A 20080-nucleotide genomic window follows, 5' to 3' on the forward strand; every position below is an offset into this window, starting at 1 on the left:
TCATCAGTCGCGCGGGAATTCCAGTCCCATCTCGCGGAAGCGCTCGGGGTCATTGCCCCAGTTTTCACGCACCTTGACGAAGAGGAAGAGGTGGACCGGCTGCTCGAGGATCTCGGACAGCTCCTTGCGGGAGGCCGTGGAGATCGCCTTGATCGCATCGCCATTCTTGCCAAGCACGATCTTCTTCTGGCTGTCACGCTCGACATAGATCACCTGCTCGATGCGCACCGAGCCATCCTTGCGCTCTTCCCACTTCTCCGTCTCGACATGCGAGGCATAGGGCAGTTCCTGATGCAGACGCAGGAAAAGCTTTTCGCGGGTGATTTCCGCCGCCAGCTGGCGCATCGGAAGGTCGGAGATCTGGTCCTCCGGATAGTACCAGGGGCCTTCCGGGAAGGAGTCTGCCAGGTAATCCATGACGTCCTCGCAGCCGGAACCGGTCGTGGCGGAGATCATGAAGGTGCGGTCGAATTTTACCGTCTCGTTTGCGGTGGTCGCAAGCTTCAGCAGCGTTTCCCGCTCGACCCGATCGATCTTGTTCAGAACCAGGATCTTCGGCTGCGGCACGTCCTTGAGGGCTTCGAGAATTGCCTCGGCATCGCCGCGCAGGCCGCGCTCGCTGTCGATGAGAAGCAGGATCAGATCGGCGTCCTTCGCGCCGCCCCAGGCGGATGTGACCATGGCACGGTCCAGCTTCCGGCGTGGCTTGAAGATGCCGGGCGTATCCATGAAGACGATCTGGGCGTTCTTGTGGATGGCAATGCCTCGCATCACGGCGCGCGTCGTCTGCACCTTGTGGCTGACGATTGAGACCTTGGCACCGACGAAGCGGTTGACCAGCGTCGATTTGCCGGCATTGGTGGGGCCGATCAGAGCAACAAAGCCGGATCGGGTCGGGGTGTCGGCAGACATTTCGCCGCCGGCTTCAAGTTCAGTGTCGGTCATGGTGTCCAATCAGTCCGCGTCAGAGGCCTTTGCCCAGACGCCTTCGCGTTCAAGAATCTTTGTGGCGGCAACCTGTTCGGCAGCACGCTTGGAGCGATCGATCCCGACTTCCGATGGAATGCCAGGAATTTCCACGATCACCGTGAAGCGGGGATCATGATCCGGTCCGGAGCGATCGGCAACCTTATATGTGGGCGGACGGCCAAACTTGGCATGCGTCCACTCCTGCAGTTCCGTCTTTGCATCGCGCCGAGCCCCTTCGGCACGCTTGGCCCGCTCTGTCCAGTATCGAAGAATAAAGCTGCGCGCCGCTTCGAGGCCGGCATCAAGGTAGATCGCGGCAATCAAACTTTCGACGACATCAGCACGGACATTGAGCATGTTTTTGGCGGTAATCGCCTTCACGTCGGCACCCGTGCGGATGAAGCGATGCAACTGCATTTCGTCAGCGACGGAGGCGCAAGTCTCCGCGCTAACCAACTGGTTGAAGCGAACGGACAGCTCACCTTCCGTTGCTGTACGAAAGGTGGTGAACAGAAGTTCGGCGACACACAGTCCGAGGATGCGGTCACCGAGAAATTCCAGCCGTTCGTAGTCTCCTCCACTCTTGGAGGGCTGGGCACTTGAATGGGTCAGCGCTCGGGCCAGACGATCGCGATCGGCAAACTTGTGGCCGACCGCGTCCTCCATCTGACGCCACTGCTCTTCGCTGAGGCCCTTTTTCCGGTTCATTCGACAACCTTGAACAGACGATCCCAACGCATGTTGGACGGCCACTTCCAGACTTCCCGGAAGGAGGTGTCATTGCCGAGCGAGAAGAAGATCAGCGATGCCTTGCCGACGAGGTTTTCCGCCGGAACGAAACCGACGTCGAAACGGCTGTCGAGCGAGTTGTCGCGATTGTCGCCCATCATGAAATAGTGACCTGCCGGCACCACGAACTCACGTGTGTTGTCTCCACGGGTGTTCTGGGCCTGATCAAGCGTATCATAGCTCACGCCGTTTTCCAGGGTTTCGCGGAAGACCGGCACGTCAGTGCCCGGATCCATGCGATAGTCGGAGGTGAACTGGCCGTCCTGGACCTTCGGAACCGGCTTACCGTTGACGTTCAGCACGCCATCGATGACCTGGATCCGGTCACCGGGCAGACCGACGACGCGCTTGATGTAGTCGATGCTTGGATTCGGCGGGAAACGGAAGACGGCGATATCACCGCGCTCCGGTTCGCTGGCGAAAATCCGGCCCTCGAAAAGGTCAGGCGAGAACGGCAGCGAATACTTTGAATAGCCATAGGAAAACTTATTGACGAAGATATAGTCGCCGACGAGCAATGTCGGCATCATCGATCCGGAAGGGATGGTGAAAGGCTGGAAAAACACCGTCCGTATAACCACGGCCAGCAGAAGGGCCTGGATGATGACCTTGATGTTTTCCCAAAGGGCGCTCTGGTGCTTTTCTTCGCTCACGCGGATCTCTTCCTTCTTGCGAAAATCCTGCTCTCTCTAGTCCGTTCGGAAGGTCGCGGCAACCGCGAAGCCTGGAAATCCGAAAAGCGTTGTCAGACGAGTGTTGCAGGACGTGCTTCTATGATGACGAAGGCCTGAGCGTAGGGAAACTCGTCGGTTATCGTCAGGTGGACGACAGGCACATGATCTTGCGGCAAGAGCGTGGCAAGAAGCTCCGCGGCGCGGCCCGTTACCTCCATGGTCGGGCGACCCGAGGGTTCGTTGACCACGCCCATCTCGTTCCAGAAGACGCCGCGGGCAATCCCGGTGCCGAGCGCCTTGGCCATGGCCTCTTTCGCGGCAAAACGCTTGGCATAAGAGGCTGCCTTGTCCTTGCGTCCCTCTGCCCGCTCCTGCTCATGGGCGGTGAAGCAGCGCGCCGTAAAGCGCTCGCCAAACCGTTCGATGGATTTCTCCACCCTTCTGATGTCAATCAAATCACTGCCGATACCGATGATCATTTCAGACACTCGCCCCTTCGAAGGCGTCCGAGAGACGCGCGCGCGCACGCTCCGCCAACCGGTGACGGCGACGCCCCTGGAATGCTGCGACCGCCTTGTAGATCACGATATAGAGGACGATACCTGAGATCGCGGCAAGCGGGACTGCGCCGACAAGCATGGGCTTCAGAAACGGCTGCCAGAGATTGGCAAGCCCGCTCGTGGAGAACAAATGCTCAAGGTTGATCTGGCGGTTGCCCGGGTCACCATGCCCCAGAATGCGATGTCCGACTTCCCAGGTCACAGCCCAGATGAAGGGGAAGGTCAAAGGATTTCCGAAGGCGGTGCCGAGGGCCGCGGCCACCATATTGCCAGCGAGAAGATAGGCGATCGCAAAGGCAAGAAGGAAATGCAGTCCGATAAAGGGTGTCCAGGAAGCGATAACACCGGCAACCACACCAGCGGCGATGGCATGCGGGGTGGCCGTCAGCCTCAGAATGCGCTTACCCACGTAGCGAAACGGACGGGCAAAGCCCTTACGCGGCCAAAGAAACTCTCGCAGCTTGACGGAGAATGGGAGCGGATTGCGGCGACGAAACAGCATGACGTCCATGTAATTGATCGGTTCATTGTCCTGCAAGGCCTGGAAACCAGCATTGCAGGAAAATGCAAAACGCCGGCGTTTTGCCGGCGTCGAGTCAATCACGTTTGGGTCAAGAGACCTTTAATCATCCGCGACGGAAGAGGCCGCGATCGATTTCGCGCTGGCGGTATTCAAGGTCAACGAGATCGCGGGCGCCGTTGAGGTAGGTCATTTCGCGCTCTGCAACGCTCGGCACGCGGAGGGCACGGGCAAACTTGCGGATCGGCGTAAACATGGATCAGTCCTTTTCTCTTCGTTCCTTGCTTTGATGAGAAGACCATAATGCTGCAGCGCACAGACAACCAGCGCCAATACTCCGCAGCAGCCATGCGCCCTGCGCATGTCGGGACAATCAACGTTTACGATTTGGGCAATCCTCTGCCCTATTTCCGGGCATCTTGAGGAGAATCTCATCAGCCCAACCGGAATCCTGCAGCGCAGCATTCCGGTTTGATGGGCCTTCAGTCATAGAGCCGTTTGACGGTTGAAATGCAGTCCAGCGCCTTGAGCTCACCGATCAGCTGATTGAGCTGGCGAAGGTCCCAGACTTCCAGGTCGAGCCCCATCTCGGTGAAATCGGTGGCGATCCTGATCATGTTCAAGACGCGGATATTGATGTCCAGACGTGCGACGCACTGCGCAACCGTGGCCAGCGTGCCCGGCTCGTTCAGGGCGTTGATCAGGATACGGGCAACAAAGCGCGTCTTGTTGGCTTCATCGAGATCCCAACGGACATCGATCCAGCGCTCCGGCTCGCTTTCAAACTTCTGCAAGGCGGATGCCTGGATCGGGTAGATGGTAATCGCATTGCCATCCTGCATGATACCGACAATCCGGTCTCCCGGCACGGCACCGGCCGGCGAGAACTGCACCTGCGCAATACCGGACAGCCCGCGAATTGGAAGAGTACCGTCCCCGGCCTGTGCTGCCGTGCCATCCTTGGGGTTTGCAGCACCCGGAATCTTGAAGACCATGCCGCTGGCGCTGTTGACGGCAAACCAGCCCTCGTCCGAGGCCGGCTTCACCGTCACGCGCTCGTCCTGATAGTCTGGATAGACGGCGCGCAGGACGTCGAGCGAGGAGGTTTCGCCGCGACCGACGGAGGCGATGGCGTCTTCCACTTCGCGCTGGCCGAGGCGATGCAGCACCGGTTTCAGCACATCCTTGGAGAAGATCTTCCCGGCGCGCTCGAAGGTGCGCTCGAGAATGCGCTGACCAAGGCCCGCATATTGCTTGCGGATCGCCATGCGGGTGGCGCGGCGAATGGCAGCGCGGGCCTTGCCCGTCACCACGATTTCTTCCCAGGCCGCCGGCGGCACCTGGACGCCGGAGCGGATGATCTCGACTTCGTCACCATTCGACAGGCGGGTGACAAGCGGCATGATGGAGCCGTTGATCTTGGCGCCAACGCAGGTGTCGCCGACATTGGTGTGCACGGCATAGGCAAAATCGATAGGCGTTGCACCACGCGGCAGTGCGATCAGCTTGCCCTTCGGGGTGAAGCAGAACACCTGGTCCTGGAACAGTTCGAGCTTGGTGTGCTCGAGGAACTCTTCCGGATTGTCCCCTTCTGCCAGCGCCTCGATGGTGTGGCGCAGCCAGGAATAGGCATTGCTCTCGCGCGAAAGCAATTCGCCCTGTTCGCCACCCTCGCCATCCTTGTAGAGGCTGTGGGCCGCGATCCCGTATTCGGCGATGTCATGCATGCGCCGGGTGCGGATCTGCAGCTCGATACGCTGGCGTGACGGACCGACAATGGTGGTGTGGATCGAGCGGTAATCGTTCTGCTTGGGCGTCGAGATATAATCCTTGAAGCGGCCCGGCACCACGCGCCAGCGGGTGTGGACGATGCCGAGCGCGCGGTAGCAGCCCGGGATGTCATCGACCAGGATGCGGAAACCATAGACATCGGAAAGCTGCTCGAAGGAGAGCGACTTCGACTGCATCTTGCGGAAAACGGAGTACGGCTTCTTCTGCCGACCCTTGACCGAGGCGTTGAGAAGGCCGTTCGCCACCAGAAGCTCGCGCAACTCATCCTCGATCTTAGTGATGAGGCCTTCATTGCGGGTCGAAAGCTCTGCAAGGCGATTGGTGACCGTCTCGTAGGCTTCCGGGTTCATGTAGCGGAAGGAGAGATCCTCCAACTCGTCGCGCATGTCCTGCATACCCATGCGGCCGGCAAGCGGCGCATAGATTTCCATCGTCTCTTCGGAAATGCGGGCGCGCTTGTCATCGCGCATATGTTCGAGCGTGCGCATGTTGTGCAGGCGGTCGGCGAGCTTGACGAGAAGCACGCGCACATCGTCTGAGATGGCGAGCAGCAGCTTGCGCAGGTTTTCCGCCTGCTTGGCCTTCTTGGTGACGAGGTCGAGCTTCTTGATCTTGGTCAGACCCTCGACCAGCCGACCAATGTCTTCGCCGAAGAGCTCATCGATTTCGGCGCGTGTCGCCGACGTGTCCTCGATCGTGTCATGCAGAAGGGCGACCGCAATCGTCGGCTCATCGAGATGCATGTCGGTGAGGATGGCGGCAACCTCAAGCGGGTGGGAGATATAGGGGTCTCCGCTGGCGCGCGTCTGCTTGCCGTGCTTCTGCATGGCATAGACATAGGCCTTGTTGAGCAGAGCTTCGTTGGCGTCGGGCTTGTATTTCTGCACCCGCTCCACGAGCTCGTATTGCCGCATCATCCAGGCATCTCCCGAAACGAAAAAAGCGCGCCAGCCGTCACGGCTGGCGCACACAATCCAACTAGGGTCGTAGACTTATAGCGCGACAGTTGACGATTAGTAATCGTCGCTCTTTTCCGGCGGAACAAGTCCTTCGATACCGGCAAGCAGCTCTTCTTCCGACATCTGGTCGAAGGTGAGCGTTTCCGGCAGTTCGTTCTCTTCGTCGCCCTTGCCGGCAGTGCCGGTATTGGAGAGCATCGAGCTCGGCTCCTGCTCAGGCTCATCCACTTCCACATGCTTCTGCAGCGAATGGATCAGATCTTCCTTGAGATCGTCAGGCGACAGCGTCTCGTCGGCGATTTCGCGCAGGGCGACAACCGGGTTCTTGTCCTTGTCGCGATCGACGGTGATCGGCGCGCCTTGCGAAATCTGGCGCGCACGGTGGCTGGCGAGCAGCACGAGCTCGAAGCGGTTTTCGACTTTGTCGATGCAATCTTCAACGGTGACGCGGGCCATTGGCTGTCCTTTCGCGTTCATGACTGTCAGGAATTGACGGTTGCGATACAATCAATGGACAAGAAATTCAAGTTTTTCGTTCCGGACCTAAAATGGCCGCGTTCACCCGGTGGAAAAGAGGTCAATCGCAACCAATTTCAATCCTAGGTTGCTTGGAATGTTTTCGCGGGCACTTTAAACAACATGTATATGATCACTTCATAATTTAAAGGAGTGGTCATTTGTGAAGGTGCAGCGGCACATTTTCATTGCCTTTCACTTTTTTTGATTTGGATTTGAGGATATCGGGATGTTCGATCCACGCGAAAAAATCGCCTTGTTCATCGATGGCGCCAATCTTTACGCCGCCTCAAAAAGCCTCGGTTTCGACATTGACTATCGCAAGCTTCTGAAAGCCTTTCAGAAGCGCGGCTATCTTCTGCGCGCCTATTATTATACGGCGCTGATCGAGGATCAGGAATATTCCTCGATCCGTCCGCTGATCGACTGGCTGGACTATAACGGCTACAAAGTCGTGACGAAGCCGGCCAAGGAATTCACCGACTCCATGGGCCGCCGCAAGGTGAAAGGCAATATGGATATCGAGCTTGCCATCGATGCCATGGAGCAGTCCGAAACGGTGGATCACCTGGTGCTCTTCTCCGGCGACGGCGATTTCACCACGCTGGTGGAAGCCCTGCAGCGCAAGGGCCGCAAGGTTTCGGTGGTATCCACCATGTCGACGCAACCACCGATGATTGCAGACGACCTGCGCCGCCAGTCGGACCACTTCATCGACCTGATGACGCTGAAGGCCGAAATCGGCCGCGACCCGAGCGAACGCGGTGCGCCGCGCGTGGCCGAACCTGCAACGGCAAGCGAAGCCGAACAGTGAGGGTTTGAGGCGTCCTCCCCGCGACTTATCGGTTCGCTGCAGGGTACCCCCCTCTGTCACTTCGTGACATCTCCCCCACAAGGGGGGAGAGTGGGGACGCTGTCGCCTTGCCATCCTCACTCTGAAGCGATCGATGAGTGTGGCTACAGTCGCGGCTCAGCCGCCCTCCCCCCCTTGTGGGGGAGATGCCCGGCAGGGCAGAGGGGGGTATTTGCCGACACCCCTGCCGATTAAGCCTTCCAGAGAATTACATCGCCTCGAATGCGATTGGCTGCGCGCCCTGCCAAAGAACCATTTTCCCCATGGCCTCCAGCTGCTCCATACCCTTCGTAACCGTCAGGACATGATTGCCCGCAAGCACGCCCATCTTCGAGGCGAACTGCGAGGAGCCGTAGGCGAACAGAAGTTCCGTTTCGCTGAAGCCGCCGGGATAAAGCAGGATATCGCCGCGCGAGGGATGCGCCGTGTGGTTTTCGAACCCGGCGCCGAACTGGAAATCGCCAAGCGGCACCCAGATCGCCTCGCCCGACCAGCGCGAATGGATCGTCTGGTTTCTGAATGGCAGAAAACTCTCGAAAATCCGACAGGTCTCGGGCGCCTTTTCGCGCTCGAAACGGGCCTCGAAGACAAAGTCTCCGACGGTGACCTTCAGATGCGAGAGCGCCATGATCAACCCGTCTTCAAGAGGCGGGATTTCTGCCGGTTCCAGTCGCGTTCCTTCTCGGTCTCGCGCTTGTCATGCAGTTTCTTGCCCTTGGCGAGCGCCAGCTCCAGTTTCGCCCTGCCCTTCTCGTTGAAATAGATCTTGAGCGGCACCAGCGTCATGCCCTCGCGGTTGGTCGAGGCGCGCAGACGGTTGATCTCGCGCTTGGACAACAAGAGCTTGCGACGACGGCGCGGCTCGTGGTTGAAGCGGTTTGCCTGCAGATACTCCGGCAGATGCGAATTGATCAGCCAGATCTCCTCGCCCTCGTCCGAGGCATAGGATTCGGCAATATTGGCCTTGCCCTCGCGCAGCGACTTGACCTCCGTACCGGTCAAAACCAGACCGGCCTCGTAGGTGTCGACGATCTCATAGTTGAACCGCGCCTTGCGGTTTTCCGCAACGATCTTGTTGACGACACGCTGTGAGCCTTTCGGGGCCATGGTCAATTCTTCCGTTTCGCCCGGGATTTTGTCGTATGTCGCCTGCGCCCGGGCGGGGCGTGGCGGTTGTCATGGATATGTAATGGAGGATGGGGGGGAAATAAAGGTGGGGGTGGGATGGAGGGAGATCGATGACCGCTTTGCGGCTCCACACCGGACATCGCCGCTAAGCAGACGTCCGGCATAGCGAAAGGATGGTATCGACCACAGCCGGCAACGGTGCAGTGGCATCAATGACGATAGCATCGACAGGGATATCTTCTTTCGTCGCGAGGAGCTGCAGAACGAATTCCTGTTCAGTAGGCTTGCTGCCAAATTCGCCCTCCGGTCGCACGCTAAGCCGCTTCCTCAGCGTTTCTGCGTCAACGTCAAGGACAAACACTGCACTGAACAGGTGAATGAAGCTGGGGAAGTTCCGCGATCCGCCACAAAAGAAAGCCATCGCATGGCTCTTGTCCTCTATCGCCTTATCCACTTTTCCGACATCCCAGACGTGATGCCGATGCTTAAAGGTCGAATCGAGGCTATCTTGATCGAGCAACGATAGGTCAATCGGCTCTCCAGTAATGGGATCGCCCTTGTAAGCAAGCTCACGATCACCGTGCAGAACGTGATAGCCCTGGCGCTGCAATTCCGTGGCGACAGATGTCTTTCCTGCACCGGACACGCCTTCGATGAGATAGTTCCTGATGGCCATACCGCCTCGCCCAGTTCGAAATGCTATGCACTCTACGTCCAAGTTATTGTCGCGCAGATGACTGCTTCGGGCCCCAAACTAGTCCCTCTCCATATAACCAAAAAAGCCGGCGTTTCCGCCGGCCCTTCGTCGTCCCCTCAATTCATCAGCCCCGCATGGACCATCGCCGCATCGATCGCGGCTTCCGTCGAGGCCTCCAGCGTGCCCATCAGCGGCAGGCGGACGTTGCGATTCATGCGGCCGAGGCGGTGGAGGGCATACTTTGCGCCGCAGAGGCCGGGCTCGATGAAGATCGCCTTGTGCAGCGGCATCAGGCGGTCATGCAGGTCGAGCGCCTTGGCGTAGTCTCCTGTCCGGGTCGCGGCCTGGAAGTCTGCACAGAGGCGCGGGGCGACATTGGCGGTCACCGAAATGCAGCCGACGCCGCCATGGGCGTTGAAGCCGAGCGCCGTTGCATCCTCGCCCGAGAGCTGGACGAAATCTGTGCCGCAGGTGATGCGCTGCTCGGAGACGCGCTCGATCTTGCCGGTCGCATCCTTCACGCCGACAATGTTCTTGTGCGCCTTGGCAAGCGCACCCATGGTTTCCGGCGTCATGTCGATCACCGAGCGGCCGGGGATATTGTAGATGATGATCGGGAGGGTCGTTGCCTCGGCAATCGCCTTGTAATGGGCGATCAGGCCCTTTTGCGTCGGCTTGTTATAATAAGGTGTAACGACGAGCAGCGCATCGGCGCCGACGGCCTCTGCATGCAGGGCAAGCTCGATGGCCTCCACCGTGTTGTTGGAGCCGGCACCGGCAATGACCGGCACGCGCTTTGCCGCAGCCTGGACACAAAGCTCGATGACCCGCTTGTGTTCGGCATGCGACAGCGTCGGAGATTCGCCGGTGGTGCCGACGGGAACGAGACCGGACGATCCTTCCGCAATCTGCCATTCGACATGGGCGACAAAGGCCTTTTCGTCGACGGCGCCTGCTTCGGTCAGAGGCGTAACGAGCGCGGGAATGGATCCCTGGAACATGCAATGAACTCCCACGGCCGACTTCACGCTTCGGCCTCATTCCTGAATTAAATCGGCTGCACATTACTTCGCACCTTCTGGTGCGACAAGCGCATGCTCAACGGTTTTGTGACAGATTCCCGTGGCTTTCTACGGCAGGTCCGAAACCCGCGATCTTATGGCAACATGGCGAGCGTTGATTATGCCGGACGCTCGCCCTTTCTGGGATGTTTGGATGAAGAAATCCGTCTTGCTCGCTTCTCTTCTTGGCTGTGGCGTGTTGAGCGCTGTTCCTATGGACGTGGCGCGAGCCTTGTCGGAGGTCGACTTGCCGGCCAAAGCGCCGGTGCCGGACAACAAGCCGCTCGGCTTTGCGCCGAGCAAGGTTGCCGCCCCTCTTTTCCTGCGGCCCGCCGGCGACGTGACGGGCACCATTCCCCGCACGGCAGACATGATCAAGGTCAATCCCGATCTCAAGACGGGCCTCGATGCCCTGTCCGACCGCGATGGCGCCAAGGCGCTCGAGATCCGCAACCGCATGGCAGCCGGCCTTGACCGGCATATGCTGACCTGGTCGATCGCGATGTCGGGTCTGCCTGCCATCACGGCAGAGGATATCGCCGCCGCGGCCAAGGAGCTCGACAACTGGCCGGGCGAGAAGACCTTCCGCTCCAATTCCGAGCGTGCGCTATTTCGCGCCAAGCCACCGGCCAGCGACGTGATTGCCTTCTTCTCGGCCAAACCGCCGGAAACCATTGAGGGCAAGATCCTGTTTGCGCGCGCCAAGGCGGAAACCGGCAAGAGGCCCGAAGCGGAGCAGATGGTACGCACGCTTTGGCATACAGACCCGATGGAGGATATCTGGGAGGATCGCATCCTTGCCGATTTCGAGGGCGTGCTAAAGACAGACGATCACTACAAGCGCATGGCGTTTCTGCTTTACAAGGACCGCATGACCCAGGCGCGGCGCTTTGCCGGCCTTGCGGCGGCCCCTTCTCTCTATGAAGCCTGGGCCGCCTCGATCTCCGGCAATGACAAGGTCGACGGCCTGATTGCGAGGGTAGACCCCAAGCTGGCGAAAACACCGGAGCTTCTTTATCTGCGGGTCAAATCGCTGCGCAAACAGGAAAAATACGAGGAGGCGGCAAAGCTTCTGGCGCAAGTGCCGGCTGACAAGCAGGCCCTGATCGATCGCGGTGCCTGGTGGAACGAACAGCGGATCATCGCCCGCGGACTTGCCGACCTCGGCAAGAACGAGGAGGCGTTCAAGATCGTTGCAGCCCATGTGGCCGAGGACCCGACGGATGTGGCCGACGCCGAATTCCACGCCGGCTGGTATGCACTGCGCCGTTTGAACAACCTGGAGGCCGCGAAGAAACACTTCCACAGCCTGCTCGCCACGTCCAACCGGCCGCTCTCGGTCTCGCGGGCACATTACTGGCTCGGCCGCACGGCGCAGGCTGCCAAGGACGAAGAGGGCGCGCGGCGGCAATATGAGCTTGCGGCACGCCATTCGAGCACGTTTTACGGTCAGCTGGCCTTTGCCAAATCAGGGCTTTCCGGCCTGCTGATCCCTTATCCGGCGCCTGCCGACGCCGATCGCGAGCGTTTTGCCGGGCGCGAGGCGGTTCAAGCGATCGAGCGCTATGAGGCTGCCGGCCATGGACGCCGGGCACAGAGCCTCTACCGCATGCTGGCCGATCAGCTGGAAAGCCCCGGCGAGCTTGCACTCCTTGCCGCCAAGGCGGAAAAATCCGAGGGCGGCCATCAGCTGGCGCTGCATATCGGCAAGACCGCCTATGGCCGGGGTATTGATGTGCCGGCGCTCGCCTTCCCCGTCGGCGTCATCCCCGACACAGCCGATATCGGCGGCTCCGGCCGGGCGCTCGCCTATGCCATTGCCCGGCAGGAAAGCTCGTTTAACCCCGGCGCGGTTTCGCCCGCCAATGCCCGCGGGCTCCTGCAACTGATGCCGGGCACGGCAAAAAGCGTCGCCCAGCGGCACGGCATTGCCTATGCGCCGGACAAGCTGACACGCGATGCCGGCTTCAACGCAACGCTTGGGGCGCACTATCTCGGCGAACAGATCGACGCCTTCGACGGGTCCTACATTCTGACCTTCGTTGCCTATAATGCCGGACCGCGGCGCGTGCCCGACTGGATCAAGCGTTATGGCGATCCGCGCGGCAGGCCAATCGACGATGTCGTCGACTGGATCGAGAACATCCCCTACCCCGAGACACGCAGCTATGTGCAGCGTGTCATGGAGAACTATCAGGTCTACAAGACACGGCTCGGGCAAAAATCCGATATCGAGCGGGACCTGCGCTTCGGGCGCTGACGCCGCCCCCCCCCTTCGCAATCATGACCATGCCCGAGAGCAAGGCGCCGTCCGCGCAGTCCGGGCGGCGTGTTCGGTCATCGCTGGAGCTGGTATCGCTTGCCTCCCGGGTCGAAGCGATGAAAGATGCATCCTTCGCAACGAGGGAGTGCTGCAATGGTTGCAATCGAGGATCGGTTCATCCCCAATGCGGATGGCTTGCAGCTGCATGTCCGGCTCTATGGTGAGCCCACGGACGCGGTGCCTGTCATATGCCTGCCCGGCCTCACGCGCAATGTTCTGGATTTCGACCGCCTGGCGCGGCTGCTTGCATCGCCGCCTCATTCTTTTCATGTTGTCAGTCTGTCCTCACGCGGACGCGGATTGTCGGATCATGATCCGGATCCCAGCCGCTACACGGTTGCGAACGAGGCCGCCGATGTGCTCGGCGTCATGCAGGCGCTCCGCATCGAAAAAGCCGCCTTCATTGGCACCTCGCGGGGCGGCTTGATTCTGCATGTGCTGGCACTGACAGCGCCGGAGCGCATCGATCGCGCCGTTCTCAACGATATCGGCCCGGCTCTGGAGGTCGATGGCCTCAAGCAAATTCAAGAGGCGTTGAAAAAACGGAACGCGCAGAAAGATCTTGGCACCGCCGCCAAAGCCTTGCGGCACGCCTATGGCACAGAATTCCCCCGCCTTGCGCAGGGGGACTGGGCTGAGATGGCCGAGGCACTGTTTCTTGAGCAGGAAGGTCTGCTCGTTTCCGCCTATGATACCGCGATTGGCGACCAGTTCCGCGACATGGATCTCGACACACCCCTGCCCGCGCTCTGGGAGGCATTCGACGCCCTTGCCACCCGACCCTTGATGGTGATCCGCGGCGAGCACTCGAGACTGCTGTCTCGCGAGACCGTAAAAGAGATGGCTCGCCGCCAGCCAAAAATGGCAATCGTCGAAGCGCAAGGTCAGGGCCACGCGCCACTGCTTCATCTGGACGACCTACCGAAAGAGATCGCACAGTTTCTCCTGAGATAAGCGCCGGCTACAGGCATCTGATTTCATCGACCCAAGCGCCCAAACAGAAAAAGCCCGGCTAGAAGCCGGGCTTTCCCTTATCCGATCTGGGATCGAATTAGAACGAACGGGTCAGGCGAACGAAACCAGACCAGCTGTCGCCAGCCAGATCTTCGTCGTAGTAGTCAACCGTTGCCGAAGCCTTCAAGCCGGTTGCGATCTGGTATTCAGCCAGAAGGCCAGCGCCCCAAGCGTCGTTGCCATCGAGGAAGTCGACATCGCCCCAGTAGTTGGCAGACGGGGTGATGGTCAGCTTTTCAGTGGCCTTGAAGCCGTAAGCAGCGCCAACGGTCCACTCAGCGGTTTGAGCGTAGGTCGAGAAGCCAGAAGCGTAACCAGCGTAGAGTTCGAAGGTGCCCGGACCGAGGTCGGCAGAGACTTCACCAACAACGAGACCTTCTTCAGCGTCGAAGTCGTATGCGCCCCAAGCCGAAACGGTCGCTGCGCCGAGCGAAGCCGAAGCGAAGCCCTGTACGCCGAGGTCGTCGAAGCCAGCGGTGGTGTCCAGTTCGTCAACGCCGAGACCGACGGTGAAGGCGTCAGAAGCATAGGTGTACGAAACGGAGTCAAACTTGGCGCCATCGATGAAGGCGTCGCCTTCAGAAGCCGTGCCAACGTCGTCGAGCCAGGTCAGGAAGTAACCAGCCTTGAAGCCGCCAACCGTAATGTAAGCCTGGTCGAGCTGAACGTCGTTACCCTGGGTAGCGCTGTCGCTGTTGCCTTCGATGCGGATGTAGGAACCGATGGTGCCAACTTCCGAGTCGTTGCGGGCTTCGAAGGTGACGCGAGCGCGGGTGGTGAAGTCACCGCCGAAGTCTGCGCCATCATCCTTGTTCCAGTCGTAAGAAACGCGGATTTCGCCGCCGATCTTGAGGCAGGTCTCGGTGCCGGGGATGTAGAAGTAGCCGGTGCCGAATGCGTCGCAAACGCGAACGTATTCCATAGGCTCAGGCTCGGCAGCAACGATAGCGTCGGCAGCCTGTGCGCCAGAAACTACAGCGAGAGCTGCAGCGGAGCCGATGAGAAGGCTCTTGATGTTCATTATTGACCTCCAGTCAAGTTTCGTATGGGTCTGGGTTATACGGCTGAAAGACAGCGTTCCCTGCCCATCCCCGTCGGTTTCAGAAGACGGACGATCCACCGCCTCGCTTCCGATGTTGAAAATACAAAACATCTCGGGTCATGCAATCCGCAAAGAGAGGAATGGGGGATTGAATCCGGCCCTTCCGGTCGGGCTGTTGCTGAAACGCCACAAAACGAGCCCCCAGGATCGCTCAAACTTTACCTTTCGTTAAGAAACGCGTGTGGAAACGGGCACTTAAGGAAGCGCTCCCTATATATAGAGGGGATCGGTGAGGTGTGGATCGAACCCGTGAATTCAGGATTCCCAGGGCGAATCCGTGAGTCTTTGCGGTTTCATTCATCAGCTGAGAGGCTGCTCGGACCTTGCGTGACGCGCTTGCCGGTCCGTCCGCAGGCCAATTTCCGGCCTCCATTCAGAAGAATCGCTGCGTTTCCCGGAGAATCGCGGGAGTGCAGTCTGCGATTCTCCTTACTGCAGCTGCTGCGCACCTTCTGAGCTGGGCGTTTTAAACCACGATGCGGAATAATGTGTGCGAGAGAGAAAATCCCTTGCATTCAGTGATTCAACGCAATAATCAGGCCCGACCGGAGAGGTGGCCGAGTGGTCGAAGGCGCTCCCCTGCTAAGGGAGTATACGTCAAAAGCGTATCGAGGGTTCGAATCCCTTCCTCTCCGCCACTGCCTGGATGGCAAAACTCCCCTTTCATGACATCAGATCTTGCGCCCGGCGCTGCGATTCTCCGTGCCGTTTCAGGCACTGCATTGTGCCTTGCACGGACGTTTCTTGACTTCCTTCAGTCGGATTTTTGCCGTCACAATGAATATTCGCAAAATCTGAAATTAAACTAAATAATTGAAATATAATAGCTAGTTTCTCCAATCCCCCTTGCCGACCTCTATAATTGACTGGAGGTCAATAATGAACATCAAGAGCCTTCTCATCGGCTCCGCTGCAGCTCTCGCTGTAGTTTCTGGCGCACAGGCTGCCGACGCTATCGTTGCTGCCGAGCCTGAGCCTATGGAATACGTTCGCGTTTGCGACGCATTCGGCACCGGCTACTTCTACATCCCCGGCACCGAGACCTGCCTCAAGATCGGCGGCGAAGTTCGTGCGACCCTCGGCTTCAACGACGCAGAGGACCTTGGCCTGGATGAAGACCAGAGCTTCAACTCGACTGTTCGTGCTCGCATTTCCTTCGAAGCCAAGAACGACTCGGAAATCGGCACGATCGGTTCCTACATCCGTCTCGAAGCCAACCAGGGCGCGCTCTCTGACATCAACACCGCGTTTGGCGTTGAGCAGGCTTACATCACCGTTGGCGGTTTCAAGGTCGGTCGCGTTCTGACCTGGGCTGACGATTGGGGTCTGGCTGGCGAATCCGACGACTTCTTCGGTGAGGCTCGCTTCAACACCGTTTCCTACACCTACACGTCTGATGCCTTCACCGTCGGTCTCGGCGTTGATGACCTCTCTGACGACTACGCGTTTATCACCGACGACAACGAAGTTGGCGTTCAGGGTGTTGTAACCGCTGCTTTCGGCCCGGCTTCGCTCGCAGTAAACGGCGTTTACGACTTCGCAGTCGAAGAAGGCGCAATCGGCGGCGTTCTCACCGCTGACCTCGGCCCGGGCACGCTCGGCATCGCTGGTGCCTACGCAACCGGTCAGTCTGCTGCTTACGACTTCGCTTCCGAGTGGACTGTTGGTGCAGCTTACACCTTCAACGCTACCGAGAAGCTCGCTGTAACGGCTCAGGCTGTTTACTGGGGTGACTACGGCTTCAGCTCGTCTGACGCCTGGGGCGCAGACCTGCTCGTCGAGTACAAGCTGGCACAGGGCCTCAAGGCTTCTGCTGATGTTCAGTACACCGACATCGACGACGGTGACGACAACTTCGAAGGCTTCGTTCGCCTGACCCGTTCGTTCTAATCCACAGCGGATTAGCGAAAAAAGTTGAGGGTCCGGCGTCGACAGATGCCGGACCCTTCACTGCTTCATTCATTCACGCAAATCTCTCGCTGGAACAATAGGTTCCCCTCCCCTCGCGGGCTGGTGATCCTGAATTTTGGAGGTCAGATCGGACGCATCTTGAAGGCTTGAATCGAGCCGCTCGCAAAAGTTTGTGCAGTTTTGCCGTATACTTTTTATGAAATATAATAATTATGCCGCCCGCGGGGAAACGGGCGTTGGGTTCGTTTGCCCTGGTGAACGAGAGTGGGGACCTATGCACGTTGAACTGTCGGCCGGAGAGGATTTCGACACCTTTGTCGAAGTGCCGAACTATTCGGTCCATTACCAGTACAGCCAAGGCAATATTCTGCACGAGGTGCGGGAAACGAGCCTGCGCGACCTGTTTGCCCAATATGGTGACTTGCTCTGGATGAACGGCAGCCACAAATACAACGTGACAAATTTTATCGGAGAGCTTCACGACCTCCTGGATGTTCCGAGATTTTCGACCTTCTCCCAGGCGATGCTCGACCAACTCATTGGCAAATTGCGCAAACGCGGTAATAGCAACGCCACCATCAACAGAAAGATGGCGGCCCTCAGCAAGCTACTGCGAAAGGCGTATAAGATGGGCGACGTTCACAGTCTGCCTGAGTTCAAACGGCAAAAGGAAAAGGCCGGGCGAATTCGTTTCCTCGATCGCGATGAAGAGGACCTGCTGTTCTCCGAACTTCGCGCGCATTCCGAACTTTACTACCGCTTCTGCCTCTTTCTGGTCGATACGGGCGCGCGCCTGAGCGAGGGCCTTGATCTGCGCTGGGGTGACATCCATGGAAACCGGGTCACGTTCTGGGTCACCAAATCGGGCCGCTCCCGTTCTGTCCCCCTCACCCAGCGGGCCATAGACGCGATTGCTGCATCGGATCGGCGTCATGCCGGACCCTTTGCCGAAATCGACCAGCAGCGTTTCCGCATCGCATGGCACAATGCCAAGGATGCGGTTGGCTTTGCCGATGACAAGGATGTCGTGCCGCACGTGCTTCGCCACACCTGCGCATCGCGTCTTGTCCAGGGCGGCATCGATATCCGGCGCGTGCAGATGTGGCTTGGCCACCAGACGCTGACGATGACCATGCGCTATGCGCACCTGGCGTCGCATGACCTCGACATGTGCGTCCCCGTCCTGGAGCGGGCTGCCGCATGCTGACGGTTCATTTTTTTAACAGTGATATGACAGCGCTACCATCACTTTGAAATCATTATGCTTTCGCTGTCATAAATAACGATTATATGGAAAAAGTAAAGGGCCCGGCGCAAGCCGGACCCTTTGTCATTTCCACGAGGCAGCGCTTACTCAGGCCAGGAGCTGCTTCACATCTGCGTTCTGATCTCTAAGCAGGGCACGATCGACCGCGGCGCCAGTTTCCAAAAGCTTCTTGCCCGTCACATAGGCCTTGGCATCGTTGATCGCATCGACCGCCACAAAAATGCCCTCTCGGAAATACCAGACCGATGAGCTTCCAGCACGGCTGCCAGCGCGGACAATGGTCTCGTCATAGCCCAGGTTGAAGCCCGCGATCTGAAGCTTGACGTCATATTGGTCTGACCAGAACCACGGTTTTGGTCGGTAGGGCTCGGTTCCGCCAACCAGCAGCGCGGCAATCGCTTCCGCCTGGTCCACGGCGTTCTGGACCGATTCCAACCGCACACGCTCACCCTTCCAAACCTGAACGGCACAATCGCCAGCGGCAAAAATGAGCGGGTCGCCCGTGCGCGCAAAGTCGTCGACGACGATGCCGTTCATCGTTTCAAGGCCTGCCTTGGCTGCCAGTAGATCATTTGCCTGCACGCCGATTCCGACAACAACCAGATCGGCGTCGACGGTGCTACCATCGGAGAGTTCGGCAGCGACCACCTGACCGTCATTGCCGATCAGCCGGACCAGCCCGGTCTTTTCCCTGATATCGACGCCTTCGGCCTGGTGGATGGCTCGGATACTGTCTGCGGTTTCCTTGGCCGCCACGCGGGCGAGTATCCGGTCGGCCATTTCGATCAGGACAACATCCAGGCCAAGTTTGCGCGCAACTGCCGCGGCTTCCAGGCCGATATAGCCGCCACCAACAATCAGAAGCCGCCGCCCCGCCTTCATCTCGGCGGAGAGAGCATCGGCATCGGCCTTGTCCCTGACAGTGTAAACACTCGCAAGATCGCCGCCGATCGCCGAAGGGAGCCGGCGCGGCGTTGCACCCGTTGCAAACACCAGATGACCGTAGTCAATCGTCGTTCCATCGAATAGCCGCACGGCCTGTGCCTGCCGATCAATCTCTTCGACCGGTGTCGACAGGCGCAAGTCCACATTGTTTTCCGAATACCATTCTGCGGGTCTGAACAGCAGCCGCTCGAATGTCATCTCACCCAGAAGGTATTTCTTCGAGAGTGGTGGACGCTGATAAGGGGCTACGGGTTCGGAGCCGAGCATTGTGATGGGACGCGTATCGCCGAGGGAGCGCAGTTTTGCGGCAAGCGCAAACCCTGCCTGTCCTGCACCAATGATTACCAGATTGTCTGCCACGCCGGCCCTACTCCTGCATCATACAAGCTTGCCTGGCCGGTGTGTTGGACCGACCTTGTATCGCATCACGGGTACCCGGCTCACCATGTGTGGTCAACGCCCAAACGAGCTGGGCATCTCCCAGATCGAAAATCTGTTCATTCGAATTTTATCAATCAATTGCAGTATGAATATAGAAAGTTGCACTATCGTGATTGTCGGCAACTTGCCAGAGGACCGTGACATGCCGCTACAGCGCATTCCCGACGCAAAAGAAGCCCTCCCGCGGGACCAGATCTTTGAGAAATACAAGATCGACCGTCCGGGCAAGATCATCTTTGTCGGTCACCACCTCAGCATGAAACAGACCCTGCGCTGCGTGATCCGCACCATTTCCCTTTACGGTGCCGAGCTCGATGTCTCCCCGCATGTCGCGGTTCCCAACAACTTCTTCCTGGAGATCCTGGGCATCCACGACCATATCGGCTGCACGACCATCCGCCGCGAAGCGGAGAACTTGACCGTCGGCTTCAACATGCTGATCGATGCCGAATTCCTTCATCATGTCGTCCGACTGAACTTCGAGCTGAGCCACTGAGCCTGCGATGTAGGTGTCATTTTAAGGCGCGCCTAAAATACGAAGAGTTTCGTTCAAGCTCTTG

20 protein-coding genes and 1 tRNA gene are annotated in these 20080 nt (G+C 58.8%); 7 read left to right on the top strand and 14 right to left on the bottom strand.

The genetic code is table 11. The features are described 5' to 3' along the window. Nucleotides 1–3: 3 nt before the first annotated feature. The 8 genes from era to rpoZ all read right to left on the bottom strand — a co-directional run bounded on the left by era (nucleotide 4) and on the right by rpoZ (nucleotide 6718). Entirely contained in the window at nucleotides 4–945 is a 942-nt protein-coding gene (gene era / locus FAA97_RS06020; protein ID WP_136597572.1) for a GTPase Era, read from the bottom strand. Between the two features lie 9 nt (nucleotides 946–954). Next, nucleotides 955–1677, bottom strand: a complete 723-nt coding sequence (rnc, locus tag FAA97_RS06025; protein ID WP_136597573.1) for a ribonuclease III — start codon at nucleotides 1675–1677, stop codon at nucleotides 955–957. After that, entirely contained in the window at nucleotides 1674–2411 is a 738-nt protein-coding gene (gene lepB, locus FAA97_RS06030) for a signal peptidase I (protein WP_136597574.1), read from the bottom strand. The genes rnc and lepB overlap by 4 nt, the downstream gene beginning before the upstream one ends. Before the next feature lie 92 nt (nucleotides 2412–2503). Further along, the gene (acpS, locus tag FAA97_RS06035) at nucleotides 2504–2911 is read right to left on the bottom strand and encodes a holo-ACP synthase (RefSeq protein WP_136597728.1); all 408 of its coding nucleotides are present in this window, start codon (nucleotides 2909–2911) and stop codon (nucleotides 2504–2506) included. Between the two features lies 1 nt (nucleotide 2912). Further along, on the bottom strand, nucleotides 2913–3494 hold the full coding sequence (locus FAA97_RS06040) for a DUF2062 domain-containing protein (RefSeq protein ID WP_136597729.1): 582 nt from the start codon (nucleotides 3492–3494) through the stop codon (nucleotides 2913–2915). Nucleotides 3495–3618: 124 nt separating this feature from the next. Next, complete coding sequence (locus tag FAA97_RS06045) at nucleotides 3619–3768, bottom strand: DUF3563 family protein (RefSeq protein WP_136597575.1); 150 nt, start codon at nucleotides 3766–3768, stop codon at nucleotides 3619–3621. A gap of 226 nt (nucleotides 3769–3994) precedes the next feature. Further along, nucleotides 3995–6220, bottom strand: a complete 2226-nt coding sequence (locus FAA97_RS06050) for a RelA/SpoT family protein (RefSeq protein ID WP_136597576.1) — start codon at nucleotides 6218–6220, stop codon at nucleotides 3995–3997. Nucleotides 6221–6316: 96 nt separating this feature from the next. Beyond that, nucleotides 6317–6718 (bottom strand): DNA-directed RNA polymerase subunit omega, encoded by a 402-nt coding sequence (gene rpoZ / locus FAA97_RS06055; protein WP_136597577.1) that lies wholly within the window; start codon nucleotides 6716–6718, stop codon nucleotides 6317–6319. A 289-nt stretch (nucleotides 6719–7007) separates the two neighbouring features. Between rpoZ and FAA97_RS06060 the strand changes: the two genes are divergently transcribed. After that, nucleotides 7008–7592, top strand: a complete 585-nt coding sequence (locus tag FAA97_RS06060; protein WP_136597578.1) for a LabA-like NYN domain-containing protein — start codon at nucleotides 7008–7010, stop codon at nucleotides 7590–7592. A gap of 247 nt (nucleotides 7593–7839) precedes the next feature. Here FAA97_RS06060 and FAA97_RS06065 read toward each other — a convergent pair whose 3' ends face one another. The 4 genes from FAA97_RS06065 to dapA all read right to left on the bottom strand — a co-directional run bounded on the left by FAA97_RS06065 (nucleotide 7840) and on the right by dapA (nucleotide 10457). Then, entirely contained in the window at nucleotides 7840–8259 is a 420-nt protein-coding gene (locus FAA97_RS06065; protein ID WP_136597579.1) for a DUF3830 family protein, read from the bottom strand. A gap of 2 nt (nucleotides 8260–8261) precedes the next feature. Further along, nucleotides 8262–8738, bottom strand: a complete 477-nt coding sequence (smpB, locus tag FAA97_RS06070) for an SsrA-binding protein SmpB (protein WP_136597580.1) — start codon at nucleotides 8736–8738, stop codon at nucleotides 8262–8264. 166 nt (nucleotides 8739–8904) lie between these two features. Then, nucleotides 8905–9435, bottom strand: a complete 531-nt coding sequence (locus tag FAA97_RS06075; RefSeq protein WP_136597581.1) for an AAA family ATPase — start codon at nucleotides 9433–9435, stop codon at nucleotides 8905–8907. A 137-nt stretch (nucleotides 9436–9572) separates the two neighbouring features. Then, nucleotides 9573–10457 (bottom strand): 4-hydroxy-tetrahydrodipicolinate synthase, encoded by an 885-nt coding sequence (dapA, locus tag FAA97_RS06080; protein ID WP_136597582.1) that lies wholly within the window; start codon nucleotides 10455–10457, stop codon nucleotides 9573–9575. Between the two features lie 214 nt (nucleotides 10458–10671). Here dapA and FAA97_RS06085 point away from each other — a divergent pair, with 214 nt between their 5' ends. Next, a complete protein-coding gene (locus FAA97_RS06085; protein ID WP_136597583.1) occupies nucleotides 10672–12777 on the top strand; it encodes a lytic transglycosylase domain-containing protein in 2106 nt (701 codons plus the stop codon). Nucleotides 12778–12933: 156 nt separating this feature from the next. Further along, nucleotides 12934–13794: an alpha/beta fold hydrolase gene (locus tag FAA97_RS06090; RefSeq protein ID WP_136597584.1), complete on the top strand. Its 861-nt coding sequence runs from the start codon at nucleotides 12934–12936 to the stop codon at nucleotides 13792–13794. A gap of 97 nt (nucleotides 13795–13891) precedes the next feature. Here FAA97_RS06090 and FAA97_RS06095 read toward each other — a convergent pair whose 3' ends face one another. Further along, the gene (locus tag FAA97_RS06095) at nucleotides 13892–14875 is read right to left on the bottom strand and encodes a porin (RefSeq protein ID WP_136597585.1); all 984 of its coding nucleotides are present in this window, start codon (nucleotides 14873–14875) and stop codon (nucleotides 13892–13894) included. Nucleotides 14876–15503: 628 nt separating this feature from the next. Between FAA97_RS06095 and FAA97_RS06100 the strand changes: the two genes are divergently transcribed. The 3 genes from FAA97_RS06100 (at nucleotide 15504) to FAA97_RS06110 (ending at nucleotide 18074) form a co-directional block, all read left to right on the top strand. Next, nucleotides 15504–15594: transfer RNA gene (locus tag FAA97_RS06100), tRNA-Ser, on the top strand. Between the two features lie 241 nt (nucleotides 15595–15835). Continuing rightward, nucleotides 15836–16846 carry a porin gene (locus tag FAA97_RS06105; RefSeq protein ID WP_136597586.1) on the top strand — a complete coding sequence of 337 codons (1011 nt, stop codon included), beginning with the start codon at nucleotides 15836–15838 and terminating at the stop codon, nucleotides 16844–16846. Between the two features lie 295 nt (nucleotides 16847–17141). After that, complete coding sequence (locus FAA97_RS06110) at nucleotides 17142–18074, top strand: tyrosine-type recombinase/integrase (RefSeq protein ID WP_136597587.1); 933 nt, start codon at nucleotides 17142–17144, stop codon at nucleotides 18072–18074. Between the two features lie 147 nt (nucleotides 18075–18221). Here FAA97_RS06110 and FAA97_RS06115 read toward each other — a convergent pair whose 3' ends face one another. Further along, nucleotides 18222–19439 (bottom strand): NAD(P)/FAD-dependent oxidoreductase, encoded by a 1218-nt coding sequence (locus FAA97_RS06115; RefSeq protein WP_136597588.1) that lies wholly within the window; start codon nucleotides 19437–19439, stop codon nucleotides 18222–18224. A 223-nt stretch (nucleotides 19440–19662) separates the two neighbouring features. Here FAA97_RS06115 and FAA97_RS06120 point away from each other — a divergent pair, with 223 nt between their 5' ends. Beyond that, nucleotides 19663–20016 carry a hypothetical protein gene (locus tag FAA97_RS06120; protein ID WP_136597589.1) on the top strand — a complete coding sequence of 118 codons (354 nt, stop codon included), beginning with the start codon at nucleotides 19663–19665 and terminating at the stop codon, nucleotides 20014–20016. Nucleotides 20017–20080: the final 64 nt, after the last annotated feature.

Origin of the sequence: Peteryoungia ipomoeae (assembly GCF_004912165.1) — a bacterium.
In the GTDB taxonomy this organism is placed as follows: Bacteria; Pseudomonadota; Alphaproteobacteria; order Rhizobiales; family Rhizobiaceae; genus Allorhizobium; species Allorhizobium ipomoeae.